A 14,819-nucleotide genomic window follows, 5' to 3' on the forward strand; every position below is an offset into this window, starting at 1 on the left:
GCAATGAGCATGGAAGACGCCGGATCCGGCGTGGCGCTGTGGCGGCGCGTCGCCGACGGCATTGAGCGCGAGATCGCCGAGGGCCGCTTCCCGGCGGGGACGCGGCTGCCCGGCGAAACCGAGATCGCCGAGAGCTACCGCGTCAACCGCCATACCGTGCGGCGCGCGCTTGCGACATTGGCCGAACGCGGACTGGTGCGGGCCGAGCGCGGCAGCGGCACCTATGTCGAGGCCCCTCGCCTGTCCTATCCGCTGCGCTCGCGGACGCGCTTCTCCGAGATCGTCGGCGCCGGCGGCCGCGAGCCGCGCGGACAATTGATTGCCGCGTCCGAGGAGCCGGCGACGCGCGAGCTCGCACGCGCCCTGGGATTGAAGACGGGCGCGCCGCTGGCGCGCATCGAAGCGCTGCGCTTCGCCGACAAGACGCCGATCTGCGTCAGCACGTCGTTTCTATCGGCCGAACGGTTTCCGGACGCAGGCCGCATCTTTGCGGCCGTGCGCTCCATGACCGCCCTGCTGGCGCATTACGGCATCCGCGACTATCGCCGCGGCTCGACCCGAATCACGGCTGCGATCGCCGACGCCAGCGACGCCGCGCGGCTCGATCTCGCATTGGGGCGTCCGGTCCTGGTCGTCGACAGCACCGACATCGATGCCGACGGCACGCCGCTGGTCAGCAAGCGCTCGCGCTTTGCCGCGGAGCGAGTCACCTTCGAGGTCGAAGGCTGATGTGTCGCGGAGTCGTGCTGGAATAGCGCGGAATCAATCGATCAGCGTCCCATCCGGGTTGAAGAACGGATGCGGGCCATCGAAGTCGCCAATCGGAACCTGATGCGTCACGATCGTTCCGAATTCAGGCCCTGCAAACCAGGTATGGAGATGGAAGGCCGGCGGCTCCACCTTGAAGGCGGGCGGACGGAGCATTGCCAGGTCGAGATCGACGGCGTGGTTCGGTGCCGGACAGATCGTGCAGGGAACGCCGGCAAAGCGCGTCAGCGCAGCGCGGTGCACATGGCCGCAGCCGATCAGTTGCACCCGCGGGTGACACCGCACGACTGCAGCCAGCTCATCGGCATTGCGTAGGTTCTGCCAGTCCATGTGCCAGATCCCGGCGGTGAAGGGCGGGTGATGCAGGAACAGCAGCGCCGATCGCTCGGAACTGGCAGACAGCTTGGCCTCGAGCCAACCGAGGGTATGCGCATCGAGCTCGCCATGCGGGTGACCAGCGACGCTGGAATCGAGCAGCAGCAGATCGAGGTCGGCCAGCGGGACGTGCCGGTTCAGCGGACCTGAAGCTGTTTCGTAAGCATGGTCGGGGAATGCCGCACGCATCAGCTCGCGCGAATCGTGGTTGCCGGGGATGGCAACGAACGGCAGTCGCAGTTCGGCAAGCAGGGTCTTGAGATGGATGTACTCGTCAGCGGATGGCGTATCGGCGAGATCGCCCGAGATCACCACGAGGTCGATCCTGGGCGCAAACCGGTTGAGCTCGTGGATGCAGCGGGCCAGCGCCTGCGCGGTGTCGACCCTTCGGTAGGCGAGACGCCCGGGTGCCTTGATGTGCAGGTCGGAAATCTGGGCAATCGTGACGAGCTTTGTCATGGGCGTCAGCCTTCATCCGGCAGGAGGCGAATGGCATCGGGTGGAATGGAGAGCCCGACGCGCTCTCCCGTGCGGACCTTGATTGTATTCGGCGCATCGACGGCAAGCGGGAGCGACGCGGCATCGCGCACGATGATGCGCTGACGATCCCCGGCAAAGCGAACACCATCGACGATGCCGGCAAGGCCCGTCGTCGCGGCGTCGGCGATGGCGATCGTCTCGGGGCGGACCATCGCGACCGCCCTGCTCATCGTGGCAGGCCCAGCCACGGGCACACGCCCTCCGGGCAGGATCAACTCGCCGCCCTCGATCGGCGCCTCGACGATATTGGCCGCACCGACGAATTCGGCGACGAAGCGATTGGCGGGCGTGAAGTAGATCTCGCGCGGCGTGCCGATCTGCGCAATGGCGCCCTTGCGCATTACGACGATGCGATCGCCGAGCTCCATCGCTTCCGCCTGGTCATGCGTCACATAGATCGCGGTGATGCCGAGCTTGCGCAGGAGATCATTCAACTCGCCGCGCAGACGCTCACGCAAAGCCGCATCGAGCGCCGTCAGCGGCTCGTCGAGCAGCAGCACGCTCGGCCGGATCGCAACCGCACGCGCGAGCGCGACGCGCTGGCGCTGGCCGCCCGAGAGCTGGTCGATGCGACGGTCTTCCAGCCCGCCGAGATTGGTCAGCGCGACGAGCTCCGCCACCTGCGCCGCGCGCTCCGCCTTCGGCAGGCCGCGAAGCTTCAGCCCGTAACCGATATTCTCGGCGACGCTCATGTTCGGGAATAGCGCGTAGGACTGGAACACCATGCCGACATTGCGCTTCTCGATCGGCTGGCGCGTCAGATCCTTGCCGTCGAACAGCACGCGGCCGCCGCCGTCGGGCGTCTCGAGGCCCGCGACGATCCGCAGCAGCGTGGTCTTGCCGCAGCCGGACGGACCGAGCAGCACCAGGGTCTCGCTCTGGCCGATGTCGAGGGTGGCGCGCGCGAGTGCGCAGGTGCCATCGGCAAACGTCTTGCCGCAATTCTCTATCTTCAGCGCGGCGCCGTGCCGGGTCATCATGTTCACCGTGAATGTCCTCTCTCGCCGATCCATTGCATGGCCACCAGCAGCGGGATGATCATGACGAAGAAGATCAGCGTGTAGGCCGAGGCGACCTCGAGCCGCATCGATGCGTAGCTGTCGGCGAGGCCGACGGGCAATGTCTTGGTCAGCGGCGTATGCAGCATCCAGGTCAGGTTGAACTCGCCGAGCGAGAGCGTCACCACCATCAGGCTGCCGGCCAGGATTCCCGGCGCGGCATTCGGAACGATGACATCGACGAAGCGGCGCCAGGGTGACGCCCCGACGGACGCAGCGCCTTCGTCGAGCGATTTGACATCGATGGTCGCTAACACCGCCATGACCGAGCGGACCATGAAGGGCATCGTGAAGATGACATGCCCTGCGAGGATGAAAAGCCACGAGCGGCGGAAGCTGCCGAAGCCGCCATAGGTCAGCAGCAACGCGAGCGCGATGGCGAGCCCGGGAATGGCGAGCGGCAGAGTAATGATCTCCTCGACCACCCGCGCCAGCCGCCCACCACGCACATACAACGCGTAGGCCGCGGGCACGCCGACCACCAGCGTGACAGCGAGCGTGCCCACCGCAATCAGGATCGAAGCCAGGATCGTGCCGGCATAGAGCTCCCAGACCTGGGCGACCCATTGCAAGGTGACGCCGGACTGGATGCCGCGGAAGTAGTTCACCGTGACGCCTGCCGCGATCGACAGCCCGGCAGGCACCGCAAGAAAGGCCGCGACGAGCAGCGTGAACAGGAATTGAAGCGTGAAGAGAATCCGGTTGCGCACGTGCCTAGCCCGCCGCTGCCACGGAATTGCCGGTGAAGGTGCGCGCCAGCGCCAGGATCAGCCAGGTCATCACGCCGAGCCCGACCGACAGCGCCGCCGAGGTGGCAAGGTTGCCGGCCAGCGTGAACTCCGTGTAGATCAGCATCGGCAGCACGTCGATATTCGTCGCGAGCGTGAACGCCGTGCCGAAGGCACCCATCGCGGTCGCGAACGCGATGGCGCCCGAGGCCACCAGCGCAGGCGCCAGCGCCGGCAGCACGACGTCGCGCAGCACGGCCCAAGGGCTCGCGCCGAGCGAGCGGGCCGCCTCTTCCAGGCTCGGATCGAGCTTCTGTGCCGCAGCCATGATGGTGAGAATGACCCGCGGAATCGAGAAGTAGAGATAGCCCAGGAACAGACCATAGATCGAATAGGCGAACACGATCTTGTCGCCGAGCAGACGCGAGGAGACGTCGCCGATCGTGCCCTGCCGGCCGGCGAGCAGGATGATCATGAAGCCGATCACGACGCCGGGGAAAGCGAGCGGGAATGTCAGGATCGCGATCATGACAGCGCGGCCCGGGAAGCGATGCCGCTGCAGGAACAGGCCGGTGATCGTTGCAGCGATCAGCGTCGCGACCGTGGTTGCAGCAGCCAACAGCACCGTGTTCAGAAGCGTGGCGCGATAGCGCGGGTCGGCGATGATCGCGAGATATTCCGGCAGTCCACGCGGCCCTTCCGCGCCGGTGACGAGCAGATGCGCCATCGGCAGAACGAAGAAGGCGGCCGTCACGGCCGCCAAGGGCAACAGACACATCCAGACGAAGGATTTGTGCGACATGATCTCAAGCGTGCCCCGCCGACTTTCCGCCGGCGGGGCACGGGACTCCCTTAGCGGACTTCGGACAGATAGCGATCGACGAAGCCCTTCTGCGCGGCTTCCATGTCGCCCCAGTTCACGCTCTTGGCGCGAGCATAGTCGCTGTCAGGCAGGAACTTGGTCTTGACGGCCTCGGGCAGCTCGATCGGACGGGCGGGACGCAAGTACGCATTGGTCCAGATCGCCTGGCCCTTGTCGGACAGCAGATAGTCGATCACCTTCTTCGCCTTGTCCTTGTCGGGCGCGTTCTTCACGAGACCGACGACGTAAGGAAACACCACCGAGCCTTCGCAGGGGATGACGAACTCGAAATTGCCCTTCTCGGTGTACTTGGCGCGATAGGCGTTGAAGTCGTAGTCGAACAGGATCGGGATCTCACCAGATACCACGCGGGCATAGGACGTCTGCTTCGGAACGATCGGATCGTTCTTGCGCAGGTCCTTGAAGAAACCGAGAGCCGGATCGAAATTCGACTGCGAGCCGCCGAGCGCGAGATTGACGGCGACGGCGCCGACATACCCCACGGCCGCCGAGCTCGGATCGAGATAGCCGACCATGCCCTTGTAGTCGGGCTTCAGCAGATCCTTCCAGCAGGCAGGAACGGGCTTGCCGCCGAGCGCATCCTTGTTCACGAACAGCCCGAGCGTGCCGGAATGGATCGTGGTCCAATAGCCGTCCGCATCCTTCAGGCCGGCCGGGACCTGATCCCAATTGACCGGCTTGTAGGCTTCCAGCGCGTCCTGCGCCTTCGCCTTCATGCCGAAGGTCACGCCGAAATAGCCGATATCACCGACCGGATTGGCCTTCTCGGCGAGGATCTGGGCCAGCGCCTGGCCGGAGTTCTTGTTGTCGTGCGGGATGTCGTAGCCGAGGTCGGTCTTGATCGCCTTGAGCATCGACGCCCAGTCGGCCCATTCCGGCGGACAATTGTAGCAGATGACGTCGGCGGCTTTGGCTTGCTGCGACGGCGCCAGAACGATCAGCGCGAGCAGCGCAAGAACGAGGCGGATGACCTTCATGAATGAAACTCCTGTGTCTGGCATCGCGGCCAGTTCCGGAGCCCCCTTAAGGCCGGCAGATGAAGGATTTGCGACAGCACGTGCAGCGCACACAGGCGCCTGCGCAGCCTGATCGTTTGCGCGCGAACGATCGCAACCTTCAGATGCCGACGCGATCAGGCGACGGCGCGGCGGCCGATGATGGCGAAGCGCAGCCTGTTCGAGATCCAGTCGATCGCGGCCACCGCCACCAGGATCATCAGGATCAGGAACGACACCTTCTGCCATTCCAGTACGCGGATCTGCTCGGCGAGCTGAAGCCCGATGCCGCCGGCGCCGACGATGCCGATGATCGTTGCCGAGCGGGTGTTGGACTCGATGAAGTAGAGCACCTGACCGGCAATGACAGGAAGGACCTGTGGCAGAAGGCCGAAGCGGATCTCATGCAGCGCATTGCCGCCCGCGGCGCGCACACCCTCGACCTGCTTGCGATCAGCACTCTCCATCGCCTCGGAGAACAGCTTGCCGAGCGCGCCGAAGTCCGACACTGCGATCGCGAGCACGCCCGCGAACGGGCCGAGGCCGACGACGTTGATCCAGACCAGCGCCCAGATCAGCGTGTCGACGCCGCGAATCGTATCGAACAGCCGGCGCACCGGAAAGCGGAAGATCGCCGAGGGAATGACGTTGCGCGCTGCGAGCAGGCTGACCGGAAAGGCGGTGCAAGCAGCCAGCGTGGTGCCGAGCACCGCGATCGACAGCGTCTCGCCGAGCGCCTTGAGATAGATCGGCAGCGACGAGCCGGGATCGGGCGGCAGCATCAGGCGCGCGATCCAGCCGAGCTGGCTGAGCCCCGCCAGGATGCGCGAGGGCGAGAAATCCAGGTCGACGAGGCCGAAGATGAACACCGCGACCGCCAGCAGCAGCACCACGGGCGTCGCCAGCCGCGCCGACATCGGCCGGTTGAAGATGTGCGGATAACGCTCGCGCAGCTGCGCCTGGTCCGGCGTCTCCTGGAAGCTCATGTCCGCGCCTCCGCGCCGAACAGCCGCCCGCGCAGCCAGCCGGTGCCGATGTCGATCAGGAACACCGTCACCACGATCATCACGAGAATGGCGCTGACGTCTGAATAATAGAATTTGCGGATCGCGACCACGAGCTCCTGGCCGATACCGCCCGCGCCGACGAATCCCATGACCGAGGCCTCGCGGACGTTGATCTCGAAGCGCAGCAGCGTGTAGCTGGAGAAGCCGGCGATCACCTGCGGCAGCACGGCGAAGCGCATGCAGGACAGCCAGCTCGCGCCGGTGGCTCTGACACCTTCGACCGGCTTCATATCGGCATTCTCGACCACCTCGGAGAACAGCTTGCCGAGCGCACCGCTGGAATGCAGCGCAATTGCGAGCACACCAGCCACCGGGCCGAGACCGAAGGCGATGACGAAGATCAGCGCGAAGACGATGCCTGGGACGGTGCGCGCAAATTCGAGTAGCCGGCGCACGGTGAACCGCACCCACGGCGCCGGCGAGGTGTTCTCGGCCGCCAGGAAATTGAGGCAGAACGCGACCAGCATGCCTGCGAGCGTACCGACATAGCTGATGAGCAGCGTCTCACCGAGCAGCTTGATCCATTTCTTGAAACCCCAGAACCATTCGGGAATGTTGGTCCAGACGCGGTGACCGTCGTCGAGCGTGAAGATGCGATCGAAATAGCTGACGAAATTGCCGAAATACGTGAATAGCGTCGTCAGATTGACCTCGGCGCCTACGGCAGCAACGAGGAGAACGCCCAGGAACACCATCGCCGAGAGCGCCAATCGCAAACGACGGCGGGAGACGGCCCGGCGATACGCGTCGTTCAACGCATCGAGCTGCTGGCTCGGCAAGATCGAAACGGCGACCGCCATCGGATTCGTGCTGCTCTCGTTCTGATCAATTTCGGATGTTGGTCAAGGCGAGAGCCGAGTCATGCCCGACCCGGCTCTCGCTTGGATGTGGCGTCGATCAGGACGCCTTCTTGCGCAGGCTGTCGACGAACTTGATCAGGTCGATCGTGCCGTCCCAATCCTTGGTCGTGGCCGGATGGAAGCCCTTCTTCTGGCCGTCGGACAGACGGTCGAACGCCGCCTTGTCCTTGGTCGGAGCTTCGAAGAACGCCTTGGCGATCGCTTCCTTCAGATCGGCTGGCAGATCCGAATTATAGGCATAGGGACCGTTGATGATCGGGGCCGACTTATGGATGATGCGGAAGTCGTCCTTCTTCATCGGCGAGCCGTCGGCGTTCTTCAGCATGCCCTTGGTGAGCATCTGCGCCAAGGTCGAGTCGTTGTCGCTGGTCCACTGGTTGGCCGCGACGTCGACGGTGCCCTGGGCCAGCGCGAGAATCGCGTTCTCGTGGCTGCCGGCGAAGACCACCTTGCCGAAATAGGTCTCGGCGTCGGTCACGCCCATTTTGTTGAGCTCGAACCGCGGAACGTTGTTGCCGGAGGTCGAGTTCGGATCGACCAGGCCGAGATTCTTGCCCTTGAGATCCTCGACCTTCTTGTAGGCGCTGTTGGCCTTGACGAAGAACACCGAGTAGTAGCCGGTGCTGCCGTCCGAATTGATGTCGTTGGCGAAGGCATCGATCTTGACGCCGGTCAGACGCGCACGGGCGAACGAGGCCGAGCCGTAGCTTGCGATGTGGATGTTGCCGGCGCGCTGGCCTTCGATCACAGCCGCGTAGTCGTTGGCGATGCGGAGAGTCACCTTGGTGCCGAGCTCCTTCGACAGATAGTTGACGAACGGCGTCCAGCGCTCGGTCACGCCGGAGGCGTTCTCGGCCGGGATCACGGCAAAGGTCAGTTCAGGATACTTCGCCTTCCAATCCTCGGCGGACGCCGAGCCGGCGAAGCCAAGCGCGGCAATGCCGGCCAGAATGATGCGACGATTGATCATGGCAAATCCTCTTTGTTGGGTCATGCAGTCAGGCCGCCGCGGCGAGCGCCGGCCGAAAAGTGCGTTACTCACGCCTCAGGCCACGGCAGCTTCGCCGAAGGCCGGAACGGTTGCAGGGAGCACCGGACGGACGGCGTCCATGACGTCGTCGGCTTCCAGGTCGTAAAGCTCGCGCGCGATCTGCGCGGTGAGCGCCGCCGGCACGTCATCGAACACGACGCGCCCCTGAGCCATGCCGATCAGGCGGTCGCAATAGCTGCGAGCGAGATCGAGCGAATGCAGGTTGCAGACCACGGTGATCCCGAAATGCTTGTTGATGCGCAGCAGCGCATCCATCACGATCTTGGTGTTGCGCGGATCGAGCGAGGCGATCGGCTCGTCGGCGAGGATGATCTCGGGGTTCTGCACCAGCGCACGGGCGATCGCCACGCGCTGCTGCTGGCCGCCGGAGAGCTGGTCCGCGCGCTGCGCGGCGAGCGAGGCCATGTCGAACTGCTCGAGCGCGGACAGCGCCATCGCGACATCTTCCGCCGGCCACAGCTGCGCCAGCGATCGCCAGGACGGGACTTCGGCGAGGCGGCCCATCAGCACGTTGGTGAGAACGTCGAGCCGGCCGACCAGATTGAACTGCTGGAAGATCATCGCCGAGCGGGCACGCCATGTCCGCAGATCGCGGCCGCGCAGCGCCGTCACGTCGAGATCCTTGAAAAGAACTTGCCCGGAGCTGATCGGACTGAGCCGGTTGATCGAGCGCAGCAGGGTCGATTTGCCGGCACCGGAGCGTCCGATCACGCCGACGAAGCTGCCGGGCGCCACCGAGAAGGACGCATTGTCGACCGCGGCTTTCGCGCCGAAACGGCACGTCAGACCATTGACCACCAGCATGGAATTCTCCAGACGCCTCGCTTTGCCCTACCGCTAGCGTTTGGATTCAACAGTTATGTGACAGCCCGTTGATGCCGCCTCGCTCATCCACATCGGCAGCCGTCGCGTCATTCACACGTCACGCAACTGTCATGATGAGCGCCCTACAGGTTCTGTTTGACCTTCAGGGAATAGAGAAACACATGGCCGGCAAATCGCTTTCCGTCGATCCTACCATCGATCCCAGCGCCAAGCTCCACGAGACCAGCCTCGGCGCCTATTGCGAAGTCGGCGCCCGCACCATCCTCCACGAGGTGACGATGGGCGACTACTCCTACGTCGTCAACGACGCCCAGATCACCTACACGACGATCGGCAAGTTCTGCTCGATCGCCGCGATGACCCGCATCAATCCGGGCAATCACCCGATGCATCGGGCGACGCAGGCCCACTTCACCTATCGGGCCAGCGCCTATTTCCCGGGCGAGGCTGACGATGCGGCGTTCTTCGCCTGGCGCAGGCAGCATCACGTCGCGATCGGTCATGACGTGTGGATCGGCCATGGCGCGATCGTGCTGCCGGGACGAAACATCGGCACCGGCGCAGTGGTTGCGGCCGGCGCGATCGTCACCAAGGACGTGCCGGCCTACACGATCGTCGCCGGCAATCCCGCCCGGATCATCAAGCGGCGCTTTCCGATCGAGGTCGAGCAGCGTCTCGTCAATCTGGCGTGGTGGGACTGGGATCACGACACGCTGCGCGCGGCGCTGCCGGATTTCCGGCAACTCGAGATCGGCGCATTCCTGGACAAATACGAGGCGGCTCTCGACGGCGGACGCCAGTTGCGGCAGAGTGCCGCGCGATGACCGACATTTCCATCTCCTCCGGCCGCTGCCTGATCGGCTCCGAGCTCGTTGACACCCCCCTGACCTTGTCCGCAGACGTGATCGACCGGCTGGATGCCCCGACCCGTGGTGCAGCCCTGGAGCTCGACGCGGCCGGCCTCACCGTGCTGCCCGGCATCGTCGACATCCATGGCGATGCGTTCGAGCGGCAGATGATGCCGCGGGCCGGCGTAGATTTCCCGATCGACGTGGCCCTTGTCGACAGCGACCGCCAAGCCGTCAGCAACGGCATCACCACGGTGTTCCACGCGACCACCTGGTCGTGGGAGCCCGGCCTGCGCAGTGCCGGCAATGCGCGCCAGCTGCTGGAGGCGATCGAAGGCCTGCGCCCGCGGCTCGCGGCGGACACCCGTTTTCATCTCCGCCATGAGACCTACAATCTCGACGACGAGGATGAGATCCGCCAGTTGCTCACAGCGCGGCGCATCGACCTGTTCGCCTTCAACGACCATATGGATTCGACGGTTGCGAGCCTCGATAAGCCGCACAAGCGCCAACGCATGGTCGATCGCACCGGGCTTTCCGGCGACACGTTCGATCGCCTCGTCGCTCGCATTGTGACCCGCGCCGATGCGGTCCCGGCGTCGATCGCCCGCCTGGCGGAGACCGCGCGCAAGGCCGGCGTCCGCATGCTGTCGCACGACGATGAGAGCCCGGAGATGCGCCGGGCGTTTCGCGCACAGGGCGTCGGGATCGCCGAGTTTCCGGTCAATGAGGAAACGGCGCGAGAGGCCGCGGCAGGCGGCGACGCCATCGTATTCGGCGCGCCGAACGTGGTGCGCGGCGGCAGCCATACCGGCTGGACCAAGGCCAGCGACATGATCGCCAAGGGACTGTGCTCGGTGCTGGCGTCCGACTATTACTATCCAGCGCCCCTGCTCGCGGCCTATCGTCTCGTCGCCGACGGCATTCTGCCGCTGGCCCAGGCCTGGAGCCTGATCTCGGCCGGCCCCGCGCAGGCGGCAGGCCTGTCGGATCGCGGCGCGCTCGCGCCCGGTCAGCGCGCGGATATCATCCTCGTCGATGACAGCGCGCCGCTACGGCCGCGCATCGTCGCTGTGATCGCGGCCGGCCGCCTGGTCCACCTCACGGAAGCCGATCGTCTCAGCACTCACGCGGCGCAGCGCGCCGCGGCGGCGGAGTGACGACGGTGGCCTCCTTCCCGCGCTACGCCATCTACTACGCGCCGGCAGCGGACACGGCGCTCTCCGTTTTTGGTGCCGATCTCCTCGGCTATGACGCTTGGACCGGAAACGAGCGGCGTTTTCCACGAGACATCCTCGACATCGGACCTGATTGGGCCGAGCTCACTGCCGACGCCCGCAAATACGGCTTCCATGCCACGCTGAAGGCACCGTTTCCGCTGAACGATTCACGGAACGAAGCTGAGCTCACCGCCGCTTGCGCAGCTTTCGCTGCGACACCCCGGCCCGTGCCGATCATCCGTCCCGTCGTCGATGCCATCAGCGGCTTCATCGCGGTGATACCCGGCGAAGCATCCGCGGAGCTACAACAACTCGCCGCGGCCTGTGTCGCGACGTTTGATCCGTTTCGGGCGCCGATGAGCGTAGCGGACCGCGCCCGGCGCAAGCCGGAGCTGCTGACGCCGCGCCAGCGCGATCATCTCGACCGCTGGGGTTATCCCTACGTCATGGAAGATTTCCGCTTCCACATGACGCTGACCTGCCGGCTGTCCGACGAGCGGCGCCCGTCTGTTCTTGCGATGCTGCAAGACCGCTTCGCAGGCCTCGATCTCTCCAAGCTCGCCATCGACCGTATCGCATTATTCCGACAATCCAGCGCGACGAGCCGCTTCAGCATCGTCCACAGCTGGCCGATCACCGGAAGCTGAGGTCAGTTCGGCGCGGCCGCGAAATGCGGCGGCGACTGCGGATTGAACATGGACAATGGCGGCGAGATGTCAGCGCGGTCGCGCGGCAGCGCCTCCCGCATGTCCCGCTGCAGAAAGGCGATCAGCTTTTCGCGGACCTCGCAGCGAAGATCCCAGGCCTGCGGCGCATTGCGCGCGCTCACCAGCGCCCGCAGCTCCATGGTGCGCGCATTAGTGTCGACGACCTGCAGATTGACCACAGCGCCATCCCAGATCTTGGATTCCTTAGCCACCTCCTCAAGCCGCTTGCGGATGCGCGGCACGTCGGCGGCATAGTCGACGTGAAGCACCACCGAGCCGATCAGCGAGGCCGCATCGCGGGTCCAGTTCTGAAACGGGCGCTCGATGAAATACGACAGCGGCACCACCATGCGGCGCCAGTCCCACAGCCGGATCACGACATAGGTCGAGGCGATGTCCTCGACCCAGCCCCATTCGTTCTCGATGATGACGGCATCCTCGATCCGGATCGGCTGGGTGACGGCGATCTGCACGCCGGCGATCAGGTTGCTGAGCAGCGGCCTTGCTGCGAGACCGACGATCAGGCCGGCGGCACCGGCCGATGCGAACAGGCTGACGCCGTATTGCCTGACGGAATCGAACGTCATCAGCGCTGTGGAGACAGCGACGATGATGATCAGAGTATCGATCACGCGCTTGAAGACGCGAACCTGCGTGACGTGCTTGCGGGCGAGGAAATTCTCCGTGATGTCGTCGCGGAAGCGCTGCAGGTAGCGCGCCGACACCATGTCGACGACGCGGATGGTGATCCAGCCGATCAGCGCGATGGTCGCCACCACGAAGAGATGGGCCAACGCGCGCCGCCACCCCTCGTTCAGCGGCGCCAGCGGCAGCACCATGGCGACAGCGATCAAACAGAGTGCCAGCCGCGCAGGCCCTGCGGTCCGCTGCAGAATCGGCAGCAGGATCGACTTCCGTGGTCCGATCGCGCGCTTCACCAGGGCCCGCAGCACCTTATAGACGAGCAGCGCGCCAAGGATGGCGCCGATGATCAAAGCCGGTCCGATCATCCAATCGGGGACCAGTGCCGACAGCTGCTGCACGAGTGCCTGCATGCCTTGTTCTCTCCCTTGCGGCCTCAAGGGCTCTCAACTCCTGAGACCGCGAGAGAGTCGGACGGCAGCCGCAGTGCAGCATTCTCTCGCTGCATGGCTTCGAGGCTTGCGTGCGGACGAATCTAGACCGCCTTCGTCAAGGCTCCGTCGATGATGAGGTTGGTTCCCGAGATACGGCTGGCCCGCGGGCTCGCCAGCATCACCACGCCATAGGCAACCTCTTCGGCGGTTCCCATTCGTCCCGTCGGGTTGAGGCCCATCGCCATCTTGAACAGATCAGGCGATCCGTTCTCGATGTTCTGCCAGATGCCGCCTTCGAAATAGGTGTTTCCTGGCGACACAGCGTTGACGCGGATTCCCTTGCTGACGAGCTGGTGCGCGAGGCCCTTTGCATAATGAATCAACGCGCCCTTGATGGCGCCGTAGGATCCGGCGGCGAAGTCGACCTCGAAGCCGGATACGCTGGAGATGATGCTGATCGATGCGGATTTGGACTGCTCCAGATAAGGAGTTGCCGCCGCGATCGCGTTGACCGTGTGCATCATGTCGACGCGGAAGGATTTATCCCAGGTTTCAGCGGTATCGCCGACGGCAAGTGCACTGACATTGCAGACCACGCAGTCGACGCCTCCGAGCTCCTTCGCGGCACCGTCGACCCAGCCCTTCAGCGCGACGGGATCGGCAACGTCGATGCTCTGCCCCCACGCCTTCACGCCCTTGGCTGCCAGCTTCGCCACGACCTTGCTCACAGCCTCCCCATCACGGGCGCAGATCGCCACGTTGGCGCCTTCGGCAGCAAACAATTCGGCAGTCGCAAGCCCGATACCCTTGCTTCCCCCCGTGATCAGCACGCTCTTCCCGGCCAATCCCAGATCCATGACGTTCTCCTTCGTTTCGAGTGGACGGCCTCAGCCGTGATAGCCGGCGAGCAAGGTCTTGTTGACCTTGCAGATGTAAGTGTATTTCGGATTGACCACCTGGGTGCAGCGCGCCTCGGCGACCTGGCCGAGCAGCATGTAGGCTTCGGGCGCTGGAATCTTCCAGTCATCCTCCAGCCAGTTGATCATCTCCTCGAATGCCGTCCGCATCGCATCCTCGAGCGGCCGCGCACAGCCGAGCGTGCAGATATGCGTCGGCGTCTCGATCCGCGGATGGTTCAACCGTGCTGGCGCCTTGTCGAGCGAGACCTTGACCGTGAGGTTCGCGGCGATTTCGATCGCGCCCATGCCATTCGCCTCGCCGTCGCCCTGGATGGCGTGACAGTCGCCCAGGAAGAGATGCGCGCCGTCCTTGTTGACGCGAAAGAACACCGAATTGCCGGACGTGATTTCCTGAACATCGAGATTGCCGCCATGCGGGCCATTGTCGACGGTCAGCACCGCACCATGCACCGGCGCCACGCCGGCAACGCCGATCATCGGCCGCACCGGCAGCTTCACATGCTCGTTCCACAGCACGTGGCCATTCTCGACGGCGACGACGCGGGTCTGGATGCCGAACTCCTTGCGCCGCACCCAATCGGGAAACATGCCGATGCCCGGCCACAGCGCAGTGAAGCCGAGGCGGTCGAGCTCCATGTCGAGGATGTCGAGCCGCAGCATGTCGCCCGGCTTGGCGCCGCGCACCTCGATCGGCCCCGTCGCACCATTGACGTATGGCAGCGTCACATCGCTCTCGACCAGCTGCTGGCCGAGCGTGCGGATCGTGCCGTCATTGACGTTGATGGCGCATTCGACGACGAAGATCTCGCCAGGCTCGACCGACGCGATGAACGCGTCGTCGCCGGAGAGCGCGTATTTGATATTGCCGGCCTTACTGACGCGCTTTGACATGATCACT

General features: G+C 64.8%; 16 protein-coding genes. 4 read left to right on the forward strand and 12 right to left on the reverse strand.

Features of this window, described 5'->3' with window-relative positions; translation table 11 throughout:
- Positions 1-3: 3 nt before the first annotated feature.
- Positions 4-729 carry a phosphonate metabolism transcriptional regulator PhnF gene (gene phnF, locus NLR35_RS22115; RefSeq protein WP_257168641.1) on the forward strand — a complete coding sequence of 242 codons (726 nt, stop codon included), beginning with the start codon at positions 4-6 and terminating at the stop codon, positions 727-729.
- A 33-nt stretch (positions 730-762) separates the two neighbouring features.
- Here phnF and NLR35_RS22120 read toward each other — a convergent pair whose 3' ends face one another.
- The 9 genes from NLR35_RS22120 to phnC all read right to left on the reverse strand — a co-directional run bounded on the left by NLR35_RS22120 (position 763) and on the right by phnC (position 9,129).
- The gene (locus NLR35_RS22120) at positions 763-1,602 is read right to left on the reverse strand and encodes a phosphodiesterase (RefSeq protein WP_257168642.1); all 840 of its coding nucleotides are present in this window, start codon (positions 1,600-1,602) and stop codon (positions 763-765) included.
- Between the two features lie 5 nt (positions 1,603-1,607).
- Entirely contained in the window at positions 1,608-2,663 is a 1,056-nt protein-coding gene (locus tag NLR35_RS22125) for an ABC transporter ATP-binding protein (RefSeq protein ID WP_257168685.1), read from the reverse strand.
- A 2-nt stretch (positions 2,664-2,665) separates the two neighbouring features.
- Positions 2,666-3,451 (reverse strand): ABC transporter permease subunit, encoded by a 786-nt coding sequence (locus NLR35_RS22130; protein WP_257168643.1) that lies wholly within the window; start codon positions 3,449-3,451, stop codon positions 2,666-2,668.
- Between the two features lie 4 nt (positions 3,452-3,455).
- Positions 3,456-4,271: an ABC transporter permease gene (locus tag NLR35_RS22135; RefSeq protein ID WP_257168644.1), complete on the reverse strand. Its 816-nt coding sequence runs from the start codon at positions 4,269-4,271 to the stop codon at positions 3,456-3,458.
- Between the two features lie 50 nt (positions 4,272-4,321).
- Positions 4,322-5,329 (reverse strand): ABC transporter substrate-binding protein, encoded by a 1,008-nt coding sequence (locus NLR35_RS22140; protein ID WP_257168645.1) that lies wholly within the window; start codon positions 5,327-5,329, stop codon positions 4,322-4,324.
- Positions 5,330-5,484: 155 nt separating this feature from the next.
- Positions 5,485-6,333 carry a phosphonate ABC transporter, permease protein PhnE gene (gene phnE / locus NLR35_RS22145; protein ID WP_257168646.1) on the reverse strand — a complete coding sequence of 283 codons (849 nt, stop codon included), beginning with the start codon at positions 6,331-6,333 and terminating at the stop codon, positions 5,485-5,487.
- Positions 6,330-7,214: a phosphonate ABC transporter, permease protein PhnE gene (gene phnE, locus NLR35_RS22150; protein WP_257168647.1), complete on the reverse strand. Its 885-nt coding sequence runs from the start codon at positions 7,212-7,214 to the stop codon at positions 6,330-6,332. Before phnE (NLR35_RS22150) ends, phnE (NLR35_RS22145) begins: the two co-directional genes overlap by 4 nt.
- Before the next feature lie 97 nt (positions 7,215-7,311).
- Entirely contained in the window at positions 7,312-8,244 is a 933-nt protein-coding gene (phnD, locus tag NLR35_RS22155) for a phosphonate ABC transporter substrate-binding protein (RefSeq protein WP_006609726.1), read from the reverse strand.
- Between the two features lie 75 nt (positions 8,245-8,319).
- Positions 8,320-9,129, reverse strand: coding sequence for a phosphonate ABC transporter ATP-binding protein (gene phnC, locus NLR35_RS22160; protein WP_257168648.1), 810 nt, complete (start codon positions 9,127-9,129; stop codon positions 8,320-8,322).
- Positions 9,130-9,311: 182 nt separating this feature from the next.
- Between phnC and NLR35_RS22165 the strand changes: the two genes are divergently transcribed.
- The 3 genes from NLR35_RS22165 to NLR35_RS22175 are packed head-to-tail and all read left to right on the forward strand — an operon-like array spanning position 9,312 to position 11,865.
- Positions 9,312-9,974, forward strand: coding sequence for a chloramphenicol acetyltransferase (locus tag NLR35_RS22165; protein WP_257168649.1), 663 nt, complete (start codon positions 9,312-9,314; stop codon positions 9,972-9,974).
- Complete coding sequence (locus tag NLR35_RS22170) at positions 9,971-11,158, forward strand: alpha-D-ribose 1-methylphosphonate 5-triphosphate diphosphatase (RefSeq protein ID WP_257168650.1); 1,188 nt, start codon at positions 9,971-9,973, stop codon at positions 11,156-11,158. The genes NLR35_RS22165 and NLR35_RS22170 overlap by 4 nt, the downstream gene beginning before the upstream one ends.
- A gap of 5 nt (positions 11,159-11,163) precedes the next feature.
- Entirely contained in the window at positions 11,164-11,865 is a 702-nt protein-coding gene (locus tag NLR35_RS22175; protein WP_257168651.1) for a DUF1045 domain-containing protein, read from the forward strand.
- A 2-nt stretch (positions 11,866-11,867) separates the two neighbouring features.
- Here the strand turns inward: NLR35_RS22175 and NLR35_RS22180 are convergent, their stop codons facing one another.
- The 3 genes from NLR35_RS22180 to NLR35_RS22190 all read right to left on the reverse strand — a co-directional run bounded on the left by NLR35_RS22180 (position 11,868) and on the right by NLR35_RS22190 (position 14,812).
- Positions 11,868-12,980 (reverse strand): mechanosensitive ion channel family protein, encoded by a 1,113-nt coding sequence (locus NLR35_RS22180; protein WP_257168652.1) that lies wholly within the window; start codon positions 12,978-12,980, stop codon positions 11,868-11,870.
- 122 nt (positions 12,981-13,102) lie between these two features.
- Entirely contained in the window at positions 13,103-13,858 is a 756-nt protein-coding gene (locus tag NLR35_RS22185; RefSeq protein ID WP_257168653.1) for an SDR family NAD(P)-dependent oxidoreductase, read from the reverse strand.
- 30 nt (positions 13,859-13,888) lie between these two features.
- On the reverse strand, positions 13,889-14,812 hold the full coding sequence (locus NLR35_RS22190; RefSeq protein WP_257168654.1) for an acetamidase/formamidase family protein: 924 nt from the start codon (positions 14,810-14,812) through the stop codon (positions 13,889-13,891).
- Between the last annotated feature and the right edge of the window lie 7 nt (positions 14,813-14,819).

The sequence above is a fragment of the Bradyrhizobium sp. SRS-191 genome, assembly GCF_024586915.1.
Lineage (GTDB): Bacteria > Pseudomonadota > Alphaproteobacteria > Rhizobiales > Xanthobacteraceae > Bradyrhizobium.

Coding starts and splice junctions, on each gene's coding strand:
- phnF (WP_257168641.1), top strand. CDS start 4: ATGAGCATGGAAGACGCCGGATCCGGCGTGGCGCTGTGGCGGCGCGTC.
- NLR35_RS22120 (WP_257168642.1), bottom strand. CDS start 1,602: ATGACAAAGCTCGTCACGATTGCCCAGATTTCCGACCTGCACATCAAG.
- NLR35_RS22125 (WP_257168685.1), bottom strand. CDS start 2,663: ATGATGACCCGGCACGGCGCCGCGCTGAAGATAGAGAATTGCGGCAAG.
- NLR35_RS22135 (WP_257168644.1), bottom strand. CDS start 4,271: ATGTCGCACAAATCCTTCGTCTGGATGTGTCTGTTGCCCTTGGCGGCC.
- NLR35_RS22140 (WP_257168645.1), bottom strand. CDS start 5,329: ATGAAGGTCATCCGCCTCGTTCTTGCGCTGCTCGCGCTGATCGTTCTG.
- phnE (WP_257168646.1), bottom strand. CDS start 6,333: ATGAGCTTCCAGGAGACGCCGGACCAGGCGCAGCTGCGCGAGCGTTAT.
- phnE (WP_257168647.1), bottom strand. CDS start 7,214: ATGGCGGTCGCCGTTTCGATCTTGCCGAGCCAGCAGCTCGATGCGTTG.
- phnD (WP_006609726.1), bottom strand. CDS start 8,244: ATGATCAATCGTCGCATCATTCTGGCCGGCATTGCCGCGCTTGGCTTC.
- phnC (WP_257168648.1), bottom strand. CDS start 9,129: ATGCTGGTGGTCAATGGTCTGACGTGCCGTTTCGGCGCGAAAGCCGCG.
- NLR35_RS22165 (WP_257168649.1), top strand. CDS start 9,312: ATGGCCGGCAAATCGCTTTCCGTCGATCCTACCATCGATCCCAGCGCC.
- NLR35_RS22170 (WP_257168650.1), top strand. CDS start 9,971: ATGACCGACATTTCCATCTCCTCCGGCCGCTGCCTGATCGGCTCCGAG.
- NLR35_RS22180 (WP_257168652.1), bottom strand. CDS start 12,980: ATGCAGGCACTCGTGCAGCAGCTGTCGGCACTGGTCCCCGATTGGATG.
- NLR35_RS22185 (WP_257168653.1), bottom strand. CDS start 13,858: ATGGATCTGGGATTGGCCGGGAAGAGCGTGCTGATCACGGGGGGAAGC.
- NLR35_RS22190 (WP_257168654.1), bottom strand. CDS start 14,812: ATGTCAAAGCGCGTCAGTAAGGCCGGCAATATCAAATACGCGCTCTCC.